We start from the raw sequence: 19,379 nt of genomic DNA, 5'->3' as shown, positions 1-19,379 counted from the left end.
CCCGGTGGGCAGCTCGAACAGCAAGCAGATCCGTGAGCGTCTTTGCTGACACGGTTGCTATTGTGGCTGGTGCGACGAGGCGCATCGGAAGGCGATGCTGGCCGCTGATCGCACCTAGGAGTCTTTCTTCGAAGCCTTTTTCGAAGGCTTTTTCGCCGCCTTCGCCGCCGCCGCTTCCTCGGCCGCGTTCCTGATCGCCCGCGCGTAACTATCGGCGGTATTTTGCGCAGAGTTTTGCAGCCGCTTGGCTGCGGCCGTACCGAGCTCCATCGTGCTCTTGGCAATCAGCCGGAATTGGTTCCGCGTCTCCTTGTCCTTTGCCTTGGCCGCGCGGGCCATGATCTGGTCGCGCCGTTTCTTCACGGCTGCCATCAGGCTCTTGTTCTGCGCTTTTGCGATTTGCCGGATGACGACGTCGAGATCGGCTTCAACCATTATGAGTCACTCTTGCCGCACCATGCCCCGGTCAGGGTGCGCTGATACACTGGCGCATTACGGTTAATGAAGGAACAGGCAGCATTGTGTCGCCCTGGCGTGATGATTTCAAGCGGGATTTGGCAGCGGTGCGGCGTGACGGCTTGCTCAACCTTGAAGCTGACGCACCAAGCCGGGCGTCATGTCGAAAGGATCCGCCGATAACCGTCGGTTAACGTTGTGTTGCTACGCATTCGCAACCAACAGGAAGGGCAAGCGGATGCGTAACCTCACCGTCTATCAGCGCTTTGCGATGGTCATTGCGGCGCTGACGATCGTGCTGCTGGCCGTCTCCGCCTTGCAGATCCTGGTGCTGCGCGATGCGGTCCTGGCCGAGCGCCGCACCACGGTCCGCAATCTTGTCGAGGCCGCGACGAAGATCCTCGCCCAGTACGAGGCTGAGGCCAAGGCCGGCAAGATCGAGCCTGACCGGGCGCGCCAGATGGCCTTTGCTTCGATCGGCGCCATGCGCTGGGGTGAACACGCCGACTACATCGGCGTGTACGGCACGGGAAGCGCCGACGCCGGCGTCACCTATGTGCACGTCAATCCGAAATACATCAACGTCAACCGCTGGGAGTTCAAGGACAAGAGCGGCAAGCTGTTGATCCAGGATATCGTGCGGGCCGCGCGCGCCGGCGGCGGCTTTGTCGAGTATCTGGCGCCCCGCTCGGCCGGCGGAGCCGAACTTCGTAAGCTCGCCTATGTCGGGGCGTTTGGCGCAGGCGACAAGCTTCTCGCCATCCAGGCCGGCGTTTATGTCGACGACATCGACGCGGTGGTCTTCAGTCGGATGATCTGGGCCGGGATCGCCGGGTTGGCCGGACTGGCAATAGCGGCTTTCTCTGCATTTTGGCTCGGCCGCGGCATGGTCGTTCCGCTCAATAGAACCTGCTCGGCGATGGACGAACTGGTCAAGGGCAACCTTGCTGCCGAGATTCCGTTCGTCGACCGGACCAACGAGATCGGCCGGATTGCGCGAAGCCTCCAGGTCTTCAAGGATCATCTGGTGGAAACCACGCGGCTGCGCACCGAACAGGAAGCGATGAAGACGCGTTCCGCCGAGGAGCGGCAAGCGGTTTTGTCCCGCATCGCCGACGAATTCGAGCGCAGCATCGGCGGGGTGATCCGCGGCACCGCAACGGCCGCCGACGAATTGCAGAATTCCGCTTCGTCGATGTCCACGATTGCGGTGGGAACGACAGATCAGAGCGCGAAGGTCGCGGCTGCCGCCGAGCAGACGGCGTCGAACGTGCAGACCGTTGCGGCGTCGGCGGAGGAGTTGTCGTCCTCGATCCAGGAGATCGCGCGGCAGGTCACCCAATCTTCCTCAATTGCCCAGAATGCGGTTGGGCAGGCCAACCGAACGGAGGCCATGGTCGGCCGCCTGGTCGAGGCCTCGCAAAAGATCGGCGAGGTCATGGCGCTGATCCAGACCATCGCAGGACAGACGAATTTGCTGGCGTTGAACGCCACCATCGAAGCTGCGCGGGCCGGAGAGGCCGGCAGAGGCTTCGCCGTCGTCGCCAACGAGGTGAAGGCGCTGTCGTCGCAGACCGCCAAAGCTACCGACGAAATCACCAGCCAGATCCAGGAAATTCGCGATGCGACCGGTTCGACGGTCAACGCAATCCGTGAGATCGGCACCACGATCGGGCAGATGAACGAGATCGCAGGCTCCATTGCGGCCGCGGTCGAAGAGCAGGGCGCTGCGACCAACGAGATCGCCCGCAGCGTGCAGCAGGCGGCGCAAGGCGCCGAAGAGGTGATGCAAAACATCACGGGCGTGCGCGAAGCTTCGAGCAAAGTCGATGCTGCCGCGAACCTCGTGCTCAATGCCGCCGGTCAACTGACGTCGCAATCCGAGCAGCTCAAAACTGAAACCGGCAAATTCCTCGGCAACATCCGGGCGGCGTGACATCTCGCGCCAGCCCTTCCGCGTTGGAAGGGACTTGCGATAATCAGTCGCCGAGCCGCAAATTGAGCTCGCGCCCGAGCCACTCGCCTCAATCGACCAGCGGCGTCAGCTTCAGTTCAGCCGCGCGCCGATCCCCGTGAGCACGCGATAGTCCGGCTTGGACTGAATGCCGTTGTGCTGGTTGATGACCGGCACGCCGACGGAGACGAAGCCGGAGAAGCGATCGAAGCCCACCCGCACGCCCGGCGTGAGGTAGACCGTGGTGCCGCCCGAATTGGGATCCGGAATGCCGGCGATGCGCTGCTTGTCATGCCACTCACCATTGAGTTCGAGGACGAGGTCCAGCGTGTAGGGCGTCTTCTTCATGTCGCTGTGGTCGTGATTGGCATGATAGAGACAATGCTCTTGTAGCTGGTTGCGCGGCTGCATGCAGTATTCGTGCAGCTCCACCTCTTTCGCCGAGCCGGTCGGCCCGACCAGGCGATACGACACGGCGGTCCCGAACAGGAAGCGGTCGCCGAGATTGGTGTCCTGTGTGCCCGTGCTGATCAGGTAATAGAGGCCGCTCACGTCGAACGACCAGCGGCCGGCGCGCTTGGTGACGGCGGCGCCGAACAGGCCATCCCACGAGCCGGAGCCCGGCTGAAATTGGGCTTGGAAGAGTTGGCCGGCGGCGTCACGCTGGTCGGTGCTGCCGGTCGGCGCCTTGAACCCGAACAGCACGGCGGCCGACGTCCCGCTCTGCGCGTTGCTGTGGAAACGATATTGCCCGAGCATGGTGACGTCGCCGAAGCCTGCGGAGTTGCCGCGCCGGTTGATGCCATCGGGGCTCATGAGGCTGCCCATGTCGCTCGCATCCATCATGCCCATATGGCCGCCGCTCAGCATGTCGTGCCCGGGCTCACGGATATCCGAGCGCCGCACGCCGGCCGCGCGAACGGCAACTGTCAGGTCGTTGGTGATGCCGTAGGCGACCGAAAGCGAGACGCTGTCGATCGAGCGGATCGAATGCGCGTGCGTACCCCGGCTCGCCGCGGCTAGCAGATCGGCATCGCTGAGCTGGCCCAGTCGGATGAACTCGTAGCGGATCGATGCGGCGATCAGTCCTTCGGAAAGCGTGTCGGCCGAGATGGTGTTGATGGGCCCGCCGCTACCTGTGTTGCCGCCGCCGCCAGGGTGATGCGCCTCGGCGGGAGCAGCGAGTAAAAGTATCATGGATGAAAAGATGCCGGCCGCAGGCCGTCTAAGATACGCACACACATACGCCCCCTGTACTCACTGTCCGGCGATTAGCCATCGCAATCTGGCGCGAGATTGACTGGATCTTGCGAGAAGCGCGGCTGGCTAGCGACCGAAGCGAAGCGGAAAAGCGAACGCGCCATCGCGCGCGCGGCGTCAGTGTGGCTGTCGCGTGTTGGGCGAATGGCTAAAGAGGTGCAATCAGTTGCTTGGTTGTATGTCCGAGGTCGCTCGCGTCGCAACGCAGTGGCCGCAATCACGTCTGGCAGCGGCCGTAATCACGGCGAGCGCCAGCCGTAATCGCGTCTGATTGATTCTCTACACGCTTCACGGTCCAGCGCGCGTATCGGAGTAGGACAGTTATGACAAGTATCGTCAGAGATATCTTTGTGTTTGTCACCGCGGCTATTTTTGTCGCAGCGAGTTTGCTCATTGCGGCCAGCGCCGGCGCGCACGAGTACAAGGCCGGGGCGCTTGACATTGGCCATCCCTGGTCGCGTCCGACCCCGAAGGACGCCAACATCGCGGGCGGCTATCTCACCATCACCAACAAGGGAAAGACGGCGGATCGTCTGATCGGCGGCACGTCGCCCGCAGCAAGCCAGATCGAGGTGCACGAGGTGGTCGATGTGGACGGCATGGCGAAGACGCGTCCGCTCGCGAACGGTCTCGAGATCAAGCCCGGCAAGACCGTGGAGCTCAAGCCCGGCGCCTATCGCATCCTGCTGATGGGCCTCAAGGAGCCGTTCGTGATCGGCCAGAAGGTGAAGGGCACGCTGGTGTTCGAGAAGGCCGGGCCTGTCAATATCATCTACAACGTCGAGGAGAACGTCGGGGCCGCCGTCAGTGGTGTCAATAGTGTCGCGCACAAGCACCATTAGCGCAGTCGCGCAGTGCCAGGATCCTGAGCCGTGTCCGGCTCGAGCCAAGTGTCGCTCGTCACCATCGGTAGGCCACCGCCGTCACCGCAGAGAACGCAGGCTGCCTGGCGGTCCGCCGCCGCGGTCTTGTCGGCATCGCTTCTCGGTATCGGACTGGCCTACTGTGCCTGCATATTGCTGATGCCAGCGGCAGGGCATGGGAGCAGCGCGTCCTTTTCTTCGGCCGACGATCGTTCGCAAGGTGTGATCTGCTCAAGCGGCAATTCGCTGCAGAGAACTCGCACCAATGAGTGAATCGGTCGAGCATGGCCCAACTTGTCTGGGCATCGAAATAGTTTGCGCGTTATCGCGCGCGGCCGTGCGCATGTCCTCAGGGCGCCGGTGCTGGCGGCATTGCCGTGGCAAGCCGCGTCCATCCCCTGCGCATCCGCCGTCAACAGTTCAGAAACCACACGCGCTCTCTTCCAGTCCCGCTAACTAATCGAAAATCGTTCTGCCGCAAATTCGTGTCCGGGAAAGGGAATGGGGAGATCCAAACAATGAACGGGCTGGCCATAATGGAAAACGTTCGCCGCTACCGCACAATCGCATCGTTGTACCGCCAGACCGCGGCCTTCCGGCCGCTTCATAGCGGTTCCCTGCTGGCGCAAGCCAGGGAATGGGAGCATCGCGCCGTAGCGGAGCTGGAAGCTTATTTTGAGGCTTTCTGTCAGGCGGCTTCCGGCAACACGCCCACCCACTCCGCAAGCTGCGCGGTGAACTGACGGCGGGGCTCCGGAGTTAACGAATTCAGACGGCGTGGGTAAGATCCATTTACTTCAGCCGCCCCACATGGGTAACTCGATCGATCCAACTGCCATCCTCGACTGTGATACGATCGAAATTTACGGTAGCCGGCTTGGGATTGCACATCAGGTCGCCGGCGCTATCAGTCCGACCCGCATATCCTTGGCGATATAGACGCATGTGTCGTCGGCAAACACACGGCCATTCGCAATTGCAACCGCCAGTTTGCCGCGCCTGACGTGGCGCATGCTGACCTCGTATCGCACGCGCCTTGTGTCCGGCTTGACACCGCCTTGTAACCTGACCTCGCCAACGCCGACCGCGCGCCCTTTGCCTGGGGAGCCCGACCAGCCAAGCCAATAGCCAATGACCTGCCACATGGCGTCGAGACCGAGGCAGCCCGGCATTACCGGATCACCGGCAAAGTAGCAGTCGAAGAACCAAAGGTCCGGCGTGATATCGAGCTCGCCGATGACATGGCCCTTGCCGAATTCGCCGCCGTCCACGCTGATCTCGCTGATACGATCCATCATCAGTATGGGCGGTGCCGGGAGCTGAGCATTGCCCGGTCCGAAATAGCCGCCTTCGCTCGACTTGAGCAGCTCTTCACGGGTGTAGGACGATTGCGGAGCGTGAAAGTCGCGCGGGTCGGATACGGCCATGTCACCTCTGTCGATGTTTGGCGAGTGGTTGTCGAACGTTCACGGCCGCCTTTTCGACGCGGAGCCTGGCGGCAGGCGCAGGCCATGATCGCCCAGATTTCGTCCGTGAGTTTGCCAGGATCGGGCCGCTGCCGGGCGCGAAACTTCTTATGGTCTGCTGCCTTATCAACACATTGTGGATTCAGAGAATCTGGACTCTGATGACTGTTGGGTCGATCCGGATGCCGAAGACCTTGCGCCCGATCGTGTCGTTGCTTCTGGGGCTGGCGTTCCTGCTGGCGGGCAGCGGTCTGCAATTCACGTTGCTGCCGTTGCGCGGCAGCGCGGAAGGTTTTGACGATCTTGCGCTCGGTGTCATCAGCTCGGCCTATTACGTCGGCTTCGTCAGCGGCTGTCTGCTCGCGCCTTATCTGATCCAGCGCGCGGGACACATTCGCGCTTTTACAGCGATGGTGGCGGTGGCGGCCGCCGTGGCGCTTGCCTACGCGCTCGCGCCGGTGGTCGTGGCCTGGATAGTTTTCCGCGGCGTAACCGGCCTCTGCCTCGCCGGTCTCTACCTGGTGGTCGAGAGCTGGCTCAACGATCGCGCCTCCAACGAGAATCGCGGGCTCGTGCTGTCGGCTTACGTGGTGGTCAATTATGGCGCCATCACGTTTGGTCAGGCACTGGTAACGCTTTATCCGATCGCTGAGGCCGGGAACTTCATGGTGGCTGCCATGCTTTCCTCGCTGGCCATCGTTCCGGTGGCCCTGACGCGTGCGGCGCAACCAGCACCGATTACCACCGTCAGCTTTCGCGTCGGACAGCTATACTGCGCGGCACCCGTCGCGCTGGTCGCAAGTTTCATGATTGGCGCAGCTAACGGTGCATTCTGGGGCCTTGCGCCGCTGTCGGCCGCCGGCAGCGGCCTCAGCATCGATCAGGTGGCGCTGTTCATGAGTACGGCGGTGCTGGCAGGAGCGATCGTCCAGTGGCCGGTAGGCCGTCTGTCCGACCGCTTCGATCGCCGCCTGGTGCTGCTCGTTCTCTTGATCGGAGCCGCCGCTGCGGGCGTTGCCTCGTGGCTGATCTCCGCATCCGGAATGATGCTGCTGCTATTCGGCATTCTCTTCGGGGCGCTCGCGCTGCCCGGCTATTCGCTTGCCGCGGCTCATGCCTATGACAAGACCCCAGCGAGTGATGTCGTACCGATCGCCGCCACAATCCTGCTCACCAACGGCCTCGGTTCGGTGGTCGGGCCGCTCATTGCCGCTTCCCTCATGTCGGCGGAAGGGCCACGCGCCTTGTTCCTGTTCACCGCAATGGTTCAGGCGTTGCTTGCGGCCTACGTTTTGTATCGGACGCAGGTGCAGGTCTCGCTCGCTTCGCCACAGAAGACCGACTTCGATCTTGCCGCGACAGCACTCGTGGGCACGGTGGTCACGCACGATGCGCTGGACCCGACCGATCCCTCGATTATTATCCCGGAGGCCTATGCGCGCGCGCCGATGCAAGCCAATGCCAGATCGACTCCGTCGTCGGAGAGCTGACTTCATGCTGCTTATGCAAGCGGGGCGTAGGAGTTAATCGTGAGCGTCAATAAAGCGATCAAACTTGTGGTGATCGGACGCGGTCTGATCGGGGCGGCGGCTGCGCGACATTTGAGCAAAATGGGCCATGATGTTGCACTGATCGGGCCCAATGAGCCGGCAGATTATTCGCGCCATAACGGCGTCTTTGGAAGCCACTACGATGAGGGCCGTATCACGCGGAGTTTCGATTCGGACCCATTTTGGAGGCACGTGAACTGCGCTGCGATTTCGCGCTACGGCGAGATTTCAGCGGAAAGCGGTATGGAATTCTACCGGGAAGTCGGCGTGCTTCACGTTGGCCCTGGCGAAAACAGGGACGTCGCTTCGGTTGGCAAAATCGCCGTTGAGGCCGGGATTCTTTGTGAAGCATATGATGACACGGCGCTCGCCGAGCGATTTCCGTTTCTGAGATCAACGGCGGGAATGCAGGGGTATTTCGAGCCGCGGAATGCCGGATACATCAGCCCGCGCCGCTTGGTCCGGGCGCAGACGATCGCGGCGGAGCGCGCCGGGGCTCGGATCATCGACGAGCCTGCTCTGGGGATTTCGGAAAGCGGCTCTGGTGTGACGATCCGGACGAGATCGGGCAGTGTCGAGGCCGAGCGTGTTCTCGTTGCGGCCGGCGGGCATACCCAATCACTGCTCGGCCAATCATTGGGTTTTACGGTCTATGCGCGCACCGCGGCGATGTTTCGGCTTGGTGCGGCGGAGGTTGAACGCTTAGCCGGAATGCCGTCGATGCGTTGTGTCGGGCCCAAGGGCGAGAATCCCTACATTCTGCCGCCAATCCCCTATCCGGACGGCCAAACCTGGTTAAAGCTCGGCGGTGATCCCGTCGATCTTCCGCTCGAGAGCGAGGCGGATATCAAGGACTGGTTCCAATCGGGCGGATCGATTCACGTTGCCGATGGGCTTCAAAAGCAGATCCTTGACCGTATTCGCGACCTCAAATTCGAAGAACGCCGCGTCGTGCCTTGCATGACCACCTTTAGCGACAAGGGCCTGCCCAGCATCGGACCGCTTTCGGAGCGCGTAGCGGTTGCATTCGGCTGCTACGGCAAGAGCGCGAAATGTTCGGACGAATTGGGTCGGTTAGCTGGCATGGCGCTGCTCGGTGAGGTTAGAGCAGAGCTCGCACGCTGACTGAGTTTTGTGTGGATTTGTTCGGCAGGATATTGCGCGCCCAGGACACGAACTGGCGCACCCGACACGATTCGAACGTGTGACCTTTGCCTTCGGAGGGCAACGCTCTATCCAGCTGAGCTACGGGTGCTTCGGTGCTTCATTTAGCCGATTGGCCGGGCAGGGGCAACCGGCCCTTCTGGGGTGCTGAGACGAAGGTGGCACGACGCCGGCCGCGTTTGCCATGCAAAATTCCGATCCGTTCCTCTCAATTGGGTGCTAGTCTTGACGCGTTGATCTTCTAGACCATGGATGGGGACGTCCGATGTATAAGAAGGTTCTTCTCGCCTATGACGGTTCGGTCGAGGGGCGGCGCGCGTTGCGGGAGGGCGCAAAGCTCGCACAACTCTGCCGTTCCGAGGTCTTTTTGCTCGCCGTCGTCGAGGTCTCCTCGATCATGACGCCCGAGGCCGGGCTTACGATCCCGATCGAACTGCAGACCGAGGATTACAAGGCTATCCTGAACGAAGGCGCCGAGCGGCTGAAGGCGCTGGGATTTACGCCGACAGTGCGGCTGGAAGTCGGCGATGCCGGGCAGAAAATAGCCGAGGTCGCCGAAGAAATCGGCGCGCATCTGGTTGTCGTCGGACACCGCCCGCAGGGGGCGCTGGCGCGCTGGTTCGGCTCGATCGGCAGCTACCTGGTCAAGCGGCTGCGCTGCAGCGTGCTGGTGGCCCAGACCGAAATCAGCGACGCCGAATTCGAGCGGTTGAAACCGGCGGAAACGGTGGCCTCGGGATAATCAGAGGCTGAACCTAGTTCGCGGGAACGATGATCTTGCCGATCGGCCACAGCGCGATGCCGGCAAGTTTTAAGTGGGCCCAGGCAAAGGGAATGCCGATGATTGTTACGGCCAGCAGCACGGCCGTGACGACATGCCCGAGCGCCAGCCACCATCCCGCCAGCACCAGCCAGATGATGTTGCCGATCACCCCGAGCGGTCCGGTGCCGATATCTTCCTGACCCGTATATGCGTCGCGCGAGACCGCCGTGAAGCCGAACGGGAACAAGGTGTACGCCGCGATATTGAACGCGGCCCGCGCCCAGGGAATGCCGATGATCGTGATCGCCATGACGACGGACGCGACCAGCCAGCCGAACGCCATCCACGCGCCGCCGAGAACGACCCAGATCACATTGAGGAGCAGTGAGACCGGTGACATGGATGCTATTCCTATGTTGACGCAATGCTGACGAAACCGCGCTGCGGGCGAACCCGATTGCCCCAGGCCCGGCAGACGCTAGACTGATTCCCACGACGATCAAGCAACAAGCGCGCCAAAGAGCACGTCAAGGGAGAAGCGTTCATGCGTCCGCTCGAATTCGGCTGGTATCTGCCCACGCATGGCGACACCACCGCCTATGGCCTGATGGACGCTCAGATTCCGGGGTCTCCTGAACTGTGCGACCGCGTGGTGCAGGCGGCGGAGAAGGCCGGCTTCGAATATCTCCTGATCCCGGTCGGTTCCGTATGCTGGGAAGCCTGGATCACGGGTGCGTTCATGGCGGCGCGTTCGTCGTCGATTAAGCCGCTGATTGCGGCGCGGCCTGGGTACATCAATCCGGTGCTGCTGGCGAAAATGATCTCGACCTTCGACCAGATGTCGGGCGGGCGGATCTGCATCAATCTGATCGCCGGCCAGAACGAAAGCGAGGTCGAGGGCGAGGGCGTCCGTTATCCGAAGGAAGCACGCTACGAATTGATGGAAGAGGAAGTCTCGATCCTGAAGGCGCTGTGGACGACGCGGGGGCCGGTGAATTTCGAAGGCAACTTTCACAAGCTATCGGCTGCGCACATCCGCCCGCGCCCGCACCAGCAGCCGTTTCCAAAGTTCTATCTCGGCGGCGGCTCGCGCCAAGCCTGGGAACTGTCGGCCAAACATTCCGACGTGCATCTGTTCTGGGGCGATTTGCCGGAAAAGATCGCCTCGAACATCGCCGAGATCAGGGAGATGGCGCGCGCGCATGACCGCGAGAATGACATCGGCTTCGGCATGCGCCTTCAAGTGATCTGCCGCGAGAACGAGGCGGACGCCTGGGAGGCCGCCGATCAACTGGTACGGCATGCGACCGAGCGGCAGAAGCAGGAAATGAAAACGCTTTACACCAAATCGGAAGCGAACCAGCGGGTGCAGCAGCTCGCCCGCGAGCATGGCGATCTCCTGCTGCCGCATCTGTGGACCGGCATCACAAAAGTCCGCCCCGGCGCCGGCATTGCCGTCGTCGGCAATCCCGTCCAGTGCGCCGAGACGCTGCAGCAATTCATCGATGTCGGCTGCCACTCGTTCTGCCTGTCCGGCTATCTGCATGACGAGGAGGCCGAGCGTTTTGGCCGGCTGATCCGGCCCATTCTCGCCGAGAACAATCGCAGCCGGTGGGCGGCGTAGAGCGGCCGGCGGATAAGGTCGTCATGCTGCAGTGCAGCCGAGTGCCAGATGACGCCGGGCGCATTGCCGCGCTGCGCCGAGGCGCACTCTTTATATCGCTCGCGGTCGTGTGTGGGCGGCGCTAAAGTCGGCCGCGAATTCAACAGGGTACCGCCAAATGAGTGGATCGAGCTCGGTACTTGCGTGGAGCTCCGCGTTGGAGGACTTCGCGCTGTTTCGAACGCTCAGTGCCGAACAGCGGCTAAAGGCCCTCAACGCCATGGTCCGCCAGGATCTGGTGCGCGGGCAAATGCTGGTCGCGCAAGGCGGGCCGTCGGACTCGCTCTTCCTGGTGCTGCACGGCGCGCTGGCGGTGCGCAAGACCGGCTATCTCGAACCGATCGCCGAGCTTCGCGCCGGCGAACTGGTCGGCGAAATCGGCTTCTTCGCCGATGTCCCGCGCACCGCCGATGTGATCGCCATCCGCGACACCAGCGTGCTGGCCTTGACGCGTCCGGCCTATCAGAAGCTCGTCGAGGAGGCCCCCGCCATCGTCGAGGCGCTGCTCGCGGCGCTGGCGCGGCGGTTCGCCAAGGAGACCGCGCGCATCGCGCCGTTCCGCACCTCGCCCAAAGCACGAACGGTGGCGCTGATCGACGGTGGATTGGAGCCGCTGCCGGGCGCTTTCGATCGCCGGATGCGCGACGGCTTGACCGCGACCCATGCCGAGATCGTCGACGCCGCCCGCTTGCATGCGATGTTTCCCGGGCGCGCGCTCGATGCACATGAAGTCACCGAATGGCTCAACAGGCTCGAACACACCGCGCCGCTGGTGGTCTATCTCGGCGGCCGCGAGGCCCAGCACTGGGCGCGCAAGGCCATCCGTCAGGCCGACATGGTCGTGTTCGCCTGTCGCGGGGATACGCCTGCGGCCCCATTGACGGAAATCGAGACTTTCGCCTGCGAGGTTCATTCGATTTCGGCCCGCCGTCTCGTCCGCATCCATGACCGGCGAAGCGGCGAGGTCTCAGGCACCGCGGCTTGGCTCGCTCGGCTGCCGGCCTTCATGCATCACCATGTCGCGCTCGAAGATCAGGTCGATATCGACAGCCTGATTCGGTTTCTATGCGGCCGCGCCGTCGGCTTCGTCGCCGCCGGCGGCGGCAGTTTTGGAACCGCGCATGTCGGAATCTACAAGGCCTTTCGCGAGCGCGGTGCGATGTTCGATATCTTTGTCGGCACCAGCGTCGGCTCGGCCATGGTGGCCGGCTTTGCCAAAAATCTCGAAGCCGAGCATCTCGAGCACGGCACGCATGAAATCTTCGTCAGGAGCCGAAGCTTTCGGCGGCCGACCTGGCCGCGCTATGCGCTGTTGGACCACAAGGCGTTCGATCGGGCGCTTGCCAGCCAATACGGCGCTGACTGCCGGATCGAGGATTGCTGGCGGCCGTTTGCGGCCGTCGCCACCAATCTTTCGACGCACAATCTCGAACTGATCCGCACGGGGCCGCTTTGGCAGGCGGTCCGCGCATCGAGCGCGATCCCAGGGCTGTTGCCGCCGTTCTACACGGCTGAGGGCGCGATGCTGGTCGATGGATGTCTGATCGACAATGTGCCGCTGGCGTCGATGCACCAGCTCAAGAGCGGCCCCAATTTGGTCGTGCATTTCGGCGAGCCCGCGGCGGAGATGTTCGACGTCGATTATGCTTCGCTACCGGGACGGCTGGAATTGATCGCCGCGATGCTGACGCCGTTCCGCAAGAAGCTATTGCCCGCGGCCCCGAGCGCCGTGAACGTGCTGTGGCGAAGCCTCGTGGCGCATCAGCGCTACGATACGTTGCCGGTCGGACCGTTCGATACGGTGATGCGGCCGCCGCTTCCGCTCGATATCGATGTGACGGATTTCGATCGCCACACGGAAATCTTTGAAGCTTCTTACCTCTGGGCCAGGGAGGCCATCGCGGCGCTGGAGGCGGGAGGCAGTTCGGCCATCGCAGCCATCCTCGACGCCGGCGCACTGGAACGGCGTCAGGCGACGGCCGTTGCGGCCTCCAATCCCCCACCCAGCAATCGTCTCGCCTCGGCCGCCGGCTTCGGCGCGCTGAACAGGTAGCCCTGCATCTGGGTGCAGCCGAGCTGGCGCAGTATCTTGCGCTGCTGCTCGGTCTCGACGCCTTCTGCCGTCGTGGTCATGTTGCGGGCGGCTGCGATGTTCACCACCGCCTGCACGATCGCCGCCGAGCCGTCGACCTCGATGTCGCTGACGAAGCAGCGGTCGATCTTGATCTTGTCGAACGGGAATCGTTTCAGATAGCTCAGCGAGGAGAAGCCGGTGCCGAAATCGTCAAGCGCGATGCGCACACCGATGGCGCGAAGCTGATGCAGGATGGCGAGAGCCGTTTCGTCGTCATGGATCAGCACCGCCTCCGTGATTTCGATCTCGAGCCGGTCGGGCGGCAGGCCGGAGGCGGCCAGCGCGCCAGTGATCCGCAGCGCCAGCGTCGGCGACTTCAACTGGATCGGAGAAACGTTGACGGCGAGCCGGACCCGGGACGGCCAGCCGGCCGCCTCGGTGCAGGCGGTCTGCATGACCCAATCGCCGAGTTCGTTAATCAGGCCGGTGTCTTCGGCAATCGGAATGAATTCGGCCGGTGAGACCATGCCGCGTTCGGGATGCCGCCAGCGCAACAGCGCCTCGCAGCCCGTCACCTCGCCGCTCGCGAGATCGAGCAGCGGCTGGTAGTGAATTTCGAAGCCGCCGTCGGCCAATGCCTGTCGCAGATCCTGCTCCATGGTGAGCCGCGCCTGGGCGCGCGCATCCATCGCCGGCTCGAAGAAGCGATGGGTGCGGCGTCCCTCGGCCTTGGCGGCGTACATGGCAAGGTCGGCGTGCTTGATCAACTGGTCGAGTTCGATGCCGTCCTCCGGCGCGAGCGCGATGCCGATGCTCGCATCAGTCGAGAGATGATGGCCGAGGCATCGATAGGGCTGCCGTATCGCCTCGTAAATGCGGGCCACAAATTCCTCGACCTCCGCGCGGCCGCCGATCGCGGTCTGGATCACTGCGAACTCGTCGCCGCCGAGACGGGCAATCAGATCGCCCGGCTTGATGCAGTCCTTGAGGCAGGCTGCAACCGCCTTCAGAAGCTCGTCGCCGACATGGTGTCCGAGCGAGTCGTTGATGCCCTTGAATTCGTCGATGTCGATATAGAGCAGTGCGAATCGGTCGCCGCCTGCGGCCTTGCGAAGCTCGCGGCCGATCTGCTCGCGGAACAGCACCCGGTTCGGAAGGTCGGTCAGCGCATCGTAATGCGCCAGATGCGCGATCTTATCGTTGGCAAACCGGCGCTCGGTAACGTCGTCGACGACGTTGATGATGTAATGCGCCTGGCCCGCCGCGTTGCGGATTCCGAGCCGTTTGGAGGTGACGTAGCGCGGGCCCATTCCCTGGGTTTCCCAGACATGCTCGTCCTTGAACAGGCCGTCGGGAGATTGCAGCGTTTTCTCTTCGTCGGCCGCAATGATCTCGGCGGCGGCTTGCGGAAAGATGTCGGAGGCCGTCCTGCCGATGATCAGGTCGCGCGAAATGCCGAAATGGGCTTCCGCCACGCGGTTGACCAGCAGATAGCGCCGGTCGTGCACGTCCTTCACGGTGATCTGGGAGGGGATGTGATCGATGATCTGGCTCAGGAAGGCGTAGTTGCGGTCGCGCTCCCGCTCGAGGTTGCGCCGCTCGGTGATGTCTTCCATGGTAGCGACCCACCCGCCATCCGCCAGCGGCTTTCTCACCGTCAAGAATGTGCGCCCGTCGGCGCATTGGATGACGCTGTGACCCGCCTGGCCGCGCGCGATGTTCTGCACGACCGAATCGCAGAACTCATCGATGTCGCCATCGAACGAGCCGCGATCCTTGCGATGCTGCATCAGGTCGCGAAGATGACAGCCGGGCTTGACCACGTCGGCCGACAGATTGTGCATGTCGATGTAGCGCTGGTTGAAGGTGACGAGGCGAGCCGAGGCGTCGAACGTCGCCAAGCCCTGAATCATGTTGTTCAGGGCGGTATCGAGCCGGCCCCGCTCCGTTTCCAGCCGCTGCTGCGCTTCGCGGCTCTGCCGGGTGATCTGCCGGATGATCAGGAACAGGATCAGGGCGATCACCACCGCGGACAGCGTCGCCGCGCCGAGCAGGAATCTGGTTTGCTCCCGCCAGTCGGCGAGTGCGGCGGCAACCGTGTTGGTCGCGACCACCACGCCCGAGTAATGCGCGAGCGGAGCCGCAGATCCCAGCCTGGCAGTCTGGTCGATCGGGCTTTGCACGCGCAGCGTCTGCGCGCTGCCGCTTTCCCGCACGCGCTGCAGCAGCGGCGCGTTCGAAAAATTCTGGCCGATCAGTGCGTCTACGCGCGGATAGCGGGCCAGCAGGGTGCCGTCGGCATGAAACATCGAAATGGCAGCGCCGGTTCCGAGAGCAACGGAAGCGAAGAATTTTTCGTAGTTGGCGGGGTTGATGCGCCGCGTCATCACGCCGAGGAAGATGCCGTCTTCGCCCTTCAATCGATGGGCAATGACGGAGTTCAGGTTGCCCATCAGATAGCTGCGAACCGACTCGGCCAGAATGGAAGGTGATCGCGAATCGAACTTGAAGCTCTTGAAATAGGCCCGCTCGGAAATGTTGAGCTTGGGCGCCGGCAGCGGCCGCGACCAGTTGATCATGTCTCCATTGGAATCGAAGATCGAGATGTCGCCGAGATAGGACAGCACGCCCGCCTTCGATCTCAGGATCTCGTGCGCTTCTGCGCTCGCGACGCGTTGCCGGAATTCCTCCTCCGAGCCGATGCCGGAAATCTGCAGCCGGGAGATCACGTCGTCGGCGAGCGTGTCGGAGTCCTCGAACTGCTGGTCGAAATGGCGGGTGAGCAGAAGAACGGTATTCTGCAGCTCGCGCTCGCTGTTGACGAGCGCGCGCTCACGAAATTCGCCGGCCATCATGATGGTACCGACGAAAATCGCTGCGACCAGCAAGCCGCCGCAAAGGGTCAGCCACAACACCGGGCCCCGGATCGTTGCGGCAAGGTGCCGTCCGGCGGCCGCGGTTCGGGCCTTCATGCCTCGCAGGTGGTGAAACAGGTCGCGCATTCTCCCTTCTCCCCGGGAACATGCATACAATGCGCGCATGTCATAAGCCGTTAGGAAATCCGGTTACCTAAGCCTTGATCGAGTGTCCTTCGGGCGAAATCGCCAAGTTCAGGTCTTTGTTTGACGCGTTTTCTTGACGCGAACCGGTGTCCACTTCGCTGGAAAACGCTCTAACGGCGATAGCCGCCGGCGCGTGAATAGGTGGGGCGGTTTTCCTGTGCCGGCCGGCTAATCTGGCTGGCGCGCGCCTCGCTGGCGCGCGGGGTCGTCAGTTTGAGGTCTTCCAGGAAGATCGGCTTTGAGAAATAGTAACCTTGGGCGTAGCGGATCTTGGTCGCTGCCTGCAGGTAGGCCAGTTCCTCGAAAGTTTCGATGCCTTCGGCGATCACGGTCATGCCGAGCGCTTCGCTCAGGGATTCGATTGCCCGCAAGATGCCCTGGCTACGCGGACGCTTATGGATATCGGTGATGAAGGAGCGGTCGATCTTGATCTCGTCGGCGGTAATGTCGGCCAGCGCCGACAGCGATGAATAGCCGATGCCGAAATCGTCGATCGAGATCTTGACGCCGAGCTTGCGGAAGATCGGCAGAATCTCGTCCTGGAAATGCGTCTTGGTTACGAAGGCGTCTTCCGTCACCTCGATCATGAAGCGCTTTGGAAATCCGGTGGCTTCGATCGCCTGGGCGAACGAGCGCATGAATTCGAGATTGCCGGCCTGTTTGGCCGCAACGTTCATGCTGATCGTGGTGTCGGGGCCGAAGTTTTCGTTGATCAGGTCGATCGATTTGACGATCTCGGCCAGCACCAGGTGAGTCAATTCGTCGATCAGGCCGAGTTCGGTGGCAAGATTGATGAAGGTGCTGGGGGCTTGGATCACCCCCTCGTCGTCGCGCAGTCGCACCAGCGCCTCGACGCCCATGAGCTCCTGGGTCCGGATATCGACCTTGGGCTGGAAAGCGCAGCAAAAGCGCTTTTCCAGGATCGCCACCCGCAGCGCCTGCTCGACCTTCATCCGCGCCAGGGCTTCGCGTTCCATGCTGGCGTCGAAGAACGCGGCGGCGCCCTTGCTGCCGTTCTTGACGCGGTACATCGCGATATCGGCGTTCTGACGCAACTCCTCATAGCTGCGCCCGTGCTCGGGGTAGAGGCTGACGCCGATCGAGGTCGAGGCGAAGATTTCAGACTGGTCGATGAAGAACGGTGTCTTCAGCCGCTGCAGAATGAAGCGGATGAATTCGGCGACCTCGCTCTCGCTCTCGACCGGGTTGAGCAGCAGAACGAATTCGTCGCCGCTGATCCGCGACAGAATGTCCGTGTCGCGCAAATCAAGTCCCACCCGCTTGGCGATCTCCGCCAGCAGCGCGTCGCCGACCGAATGTCCGTAGTAATCGTTGATGTGCTTGAAATTATCGACGTCGAGAAAGGCCAGCGCGAAAAGGCTCTGTCCGTTGTCGTACTTCAAGAGACTGTTGACGCGATGTTCGATCACGCGCCGCGTCGGCAGCCCGGTCAACTCGTCGTAATAGGCGGAGCGGAACAGATGTTCCTCGAACGCCTTCTGTTCGGAAATGTCGGTCGAGCTCGAGATCAGCAGATTGCGCTCGGCGATCCGAACCGGCCGGTGGGAGGTCAGAAATACCTGCTTGGTTTGGCCACCGGCAATGGATTCTTCAAGCACCGCCGGGCGGCCGGAACGTAGCAATTCGAGGCAGGTTTCGCGGCGATCGTTCAGGTGCGAGGCCTCCGGCGCGGCGGTGGCCATCCGCAGCGCGGCTGCCGCGGCGTCGTTCACCAGCACGAACTCGCCGTTCTCGTCCTGAACCGTCACGCTGGTCGGAAGCAGCCTGAAGATATCTTTCAGGATATTCAGTTCGGATTCAAATGCGCTTTCATTGGCGGCCTGCGTCGCCGCCGCCTGAAAGTCGTTCTTGTAGGGACTATGCATGCCGGGGAGCTTGGCAAAGTCCGTTGTAGTATTGGTTAAGCGGACTTCCGAAAGACCGCAACAACCGTAGGAGGTGGCGATTTCGAACGTCCCCGGGCTCGATCGTCATTAACAGAGTGTCAACGCGAAACGAGAAGGTCGCTCAAAGCGGCGGAGATCTGTATCGAAAAGATGCTTCAAAACGAGAATGGCGGGGCGTTGTCGGGCCTAGCTCGCCGGGATCTTGCATTGCATCGTGCAATGCACGCCGGTCTTCAGGAAGCTGATCTCGGTCTTGCCGTCGAACGCGCGCAGCGCCGATTGCAACAGCTTGGTGCCGAAGCCCGGCGGGCCGACGCTTTCGATCACGGGGCCTTCGGTTTCATCCCAGGTGAGATTGAGGCGATCGTCCGACACCGACCATGACACCTGTAGCAGCCCGCGGGCCGAAGAAAACGCGCCGTACTTGCCCGCATTGGTGGCCAGCTCGTGGAAGACCAACGCCAGGCTGACCGCCAGTTTGGCCGGCAGAAACAGCGCATCGCCGTTCAAATTGAACCGGACGTGGCCGTAGGGCCCGAGCTCGGAACGCAGCATGTCCTTGATGTCGCAGCCGCTGCCGTCCAGCCGCGCGATCAAATCGTCGGTCGCCGACAATGCGCGGAGGCGGCGATCGATGCTGCCCCAGACCTCCGGCTGGTCCTGCAGGACCTGGTGCAGCACAGCGTGGATCGTCGACGTCTTGTTTTTGAGTCGGTGCTGCAACTCCTCGACGAGGAGCTTGCGATACCCCTCTTCCTGGACCAGGCGTTTGGAATCTTCCCGTTGTTGCGCGACGATCCTCCGGTAATGGTCGACGCCCCAAATGGCAAAGCCGCAAACGGCCCAGAACATCACTAGCAGCGCAAACCGTGCGGAATCGGCCGTGGCACTGCTGAAATTGACGAGGACGCCGAGCGCGCCTCCCGCGATTGCCGTCGCGATCCCGACCCGGGCGCCGCCGACGGCGGCGGCCAGGAACACGGCTGGAAAATAAGGCGTGAAGAATACGTCCGGACGAATCTGGGCGATACCCCACCGGGCGATCGTCGACAAGGCGAGACAGCCGGCCGCGAACACCGTGCTGGAAAGCAAGGAGGGCTGGGAGATTCCCAGCCAGCCGTGCCTGAGTTCGTCGATCAATTTCTTCATCGGGTTGTCACTTCACGTGATCAGCGCATCCAAAATATGGCCGATCAT

General features: G+C 62.4%; 15 protein-coding genes and 1 tRNA gene. 8 read left to right on the top strand and 8 right to left on the bottom strand.

The genetic code is table 11. The features are described from left to right. Window positions 1-114: 114 nt before the first annotated feature. On the bottom strand, window positions 115-435 hold the full coding sequence (locus CQ13_RS20625) for a hypothetical protein (protein WP_057844667.1): 321 nt from the start codon (window positions 433-435) through the stop codon (window positions 115-117). A gap of 259 nt (window positions 436-694) precedes the next feature. Between CQ13_RS20625 and CQ13_RS20620 the strand changes: the two genes are divergently transcribed. Beyond that, window positions 695-2,392, top strand: coding sequence for a methyl-accepting chemotaxis protein (locus CQ13_RS20620; RefSeq protein ID WP_057844666.1), 1,698 nt, complete (start codon window positions 695-697; stop codon window positions 2,390-2,392). 111 nt (window positions 2,393-2,503) lie between these two features. Here CQ13_RS20620 and CQ13_RS20615 read toward each other — a convergent pair whose 3' ends face one another. Further along, complete coding sequence (locus CQ13_RS20615) at window positions 2,504-3,607, bottom strand: transporter (protein WP_057844665.1); 1,104 nt, start codon at window positions 3,605-3,607, stop codon at window positions 2,504-2,506. 386 nt (window positions 3,608-3,993) lie between these two features. Between CQ13_RS20615 and CQ13_RS20610 the strand changes: the two genes are divergently transcribed. Next, a complete protein-coding gene (locus tag CQ13_RS20610; protein WP_057844664.1) occupies window positions 3,994-4,512 on the top strand; it encodes a copper chaperone PCu(A)C in 519 nt (172 codons plus the stop codon). Window positions 4,513-5,051: 539 nt separating this feature from the next. Further along, window positions 5,052-5,276, top strand: a complete 225-nt coding sequence (locus tag CQ13_RS20605; protein WP_197427379.1) for a hypothetical protein — start codon at window positions 5,052-5,054, stop codon at window positions 5,274-5,276. 147 nt (window positions 5,277-5,423) lie between these two features. On the opposite strand, the gene fabA is transcribed toward CQ13_RS20605, so the two are convergent. Next, window positions 5,424-5,960: a bifunctional 3-hydroxydecanoyl-ACP dehydratase/trans-2-decenoyl-ACP isomerase gene (gene fabA / locus CQ13_RS20600; protein ID WP_057844663.1), complete on the bottom strand. Its 537-nt coding sequence runs from the start codon at window positions 5,958-5,960 to the stop codon at window positions 5,424-5,426. Window positions 5,961-6,160: 200 nt separating this feature from the next. Between fabA and CQ13_RS20595 the strand changes: the two genes are divergently transcribed. After that, entirely contained in the window at window positions 6,161-7,489 is a 1,329-nt protein-coding gene (locus tag CQ13_RS20595) for an MFS transporter (RefSeq protein WP_245309247.1), read from the top strand. Between the two features lie 39 nt (window positions 7,490-7,528). Then, window positions 7,529-8,674, top strand: a complete 1,146-nt coding sequence (locus CQ13_RS20590; RefSeq protein ID WP_197427378.1) for an NAD(P)/FAD-dependent oxidoreductase — start codon at window positions 7,529-7,531, stop codon at window positions 8,672-8,674. A 53-nt stretch (window positions 8,675-8,727) separates the two neighbouring features. On the opposite strand, the gene CQ13_RS20585 is transcribed toward CQ13_RS20590, so the two are convergent. Next, window positions 8,728-8,804, bottom strand: a tRNA-Arg gene (locus CQ13_RS20585). 174 nt (window positions 8,805-8,978) lie between these two features. On the opposite strand from CQ13_RS20585, the gene CQ13_RS20580 reads away from it, so the two are divergent. Then, a complete protein-coding gene (locus CQ13_RS20580; protein ID WP_057844660.1) occupies window positions 8,979-9,455 on the top strand; it encodes a universal stress protein in 477 nt (158 codons plus the stop codon). A gap of 13 nt (window positions 9,456-9,468) precedes the next feature. Here the strand turns inward: CQ13_RS20580 and CQ13_RS20575 are convergent, their stop codons facing one another. Beyond that, window positions 9,469-9,876: a YccF domain-containing protein gene (locus CQ13_RS20575; RefSeq protein WP_057844659.1), complete on the bottom strand. Its 408-nt coding sequence runs from the start codon at window positions 9,874-9,876 to the stop codon at window positions 9,469-9,471. 144 nt (window positions 9,877-10,020) lie between these two features. On the opposite strand from CQ13_RS20575, the gene CQ13_RS20570 reads away from it, so the two are divergent. Further along, window positions 10,021-11,100 (top strand): LLM class flavin-dependent oxidoreductase, encoded by a 1,080-nt coding sequence (locus tag CQ13_RS20570; protein ID WP_057844658.1) that lies wholly within the window; start codon window positions 10,021-10,023, stop codon window positions 11,098-11,100. Between the two features lie 196 nt (window positions 11,101-11,296). Continuing rightward, window positions 11,297-13,192: a patatin-like phospholipase family protein gene (locus CQ13_RS20565; protein ID WP_245309246.1), complete on the top strand. Its 1,896-nt coding sequence runs from the start codon at window positions 11,297-11,299 to the stop codon at window positions 13,190-13,192. Here CQ13_RS20565 and CQ13_RS20560 read toward each other — a convergent pair. The 3 genes from CQ13_RS20560 to CQ13_RS20550 all read right to left on the bottom strand — a co-directional run bounded on the left by CQ13_RS20560 (window position 13,108) and on the right by CQ13_RS20550 (window position 19,331). Beyond that, complete coding sequence (locus CQ13_RS20560; protein ID WP_430649702.1) at window positions 13,108-16,215, bottom strand: EAL domain-containing protein; 3,108 nt, start codon at window positions 16,213-16,215, stop codon at window positions 13,108-13,110. The genes CQ13_RS20565 and CQ13_RS20560 overlap by 85 nt on opposite strands. Window positions 16,216-16,385: 170 nt before the next feature. Further along, window positions 16,386-18,161, bottom strand: a complete 1,776-nt coding sequence (locus tag CQ13_RS20555) for a putative bifunctional diguanylate cyclase/phosphodiesterase (protein ID WP_057844657.1) — start codon at window positions 18,159-18,161, stop codon at window positions 16,386-16,388. Window positions 18,162-18,368: 207 nt separating this feature from the next. After that, on the bottom strand, window positions 18,369-19,331 hold the full coding sequence (locus CQ13_RS20550; protein ID WP_057844656.1) for a sensor histidine kinase: 963 nt from the start codon (window positions 19,329-19,331) through the stop codon (window positions 18,369-18,371). Window positions 19,332-19,379: the final 48 nt, after the last annotated feature.

It is taken from the genome of Bradyrhizobium retamae (genome assembly GCF_001440415.1).
GTDB lineage: Bacteria > Pseudomonadota > Alphaproteobacteria > Rhizobiales > Xanthobacteraceae > Bradyrhizobium > Bradyrhizobium retamae.
This window is presented reverse-complemented; position numbering and strand designations above follow the sequence as displayed.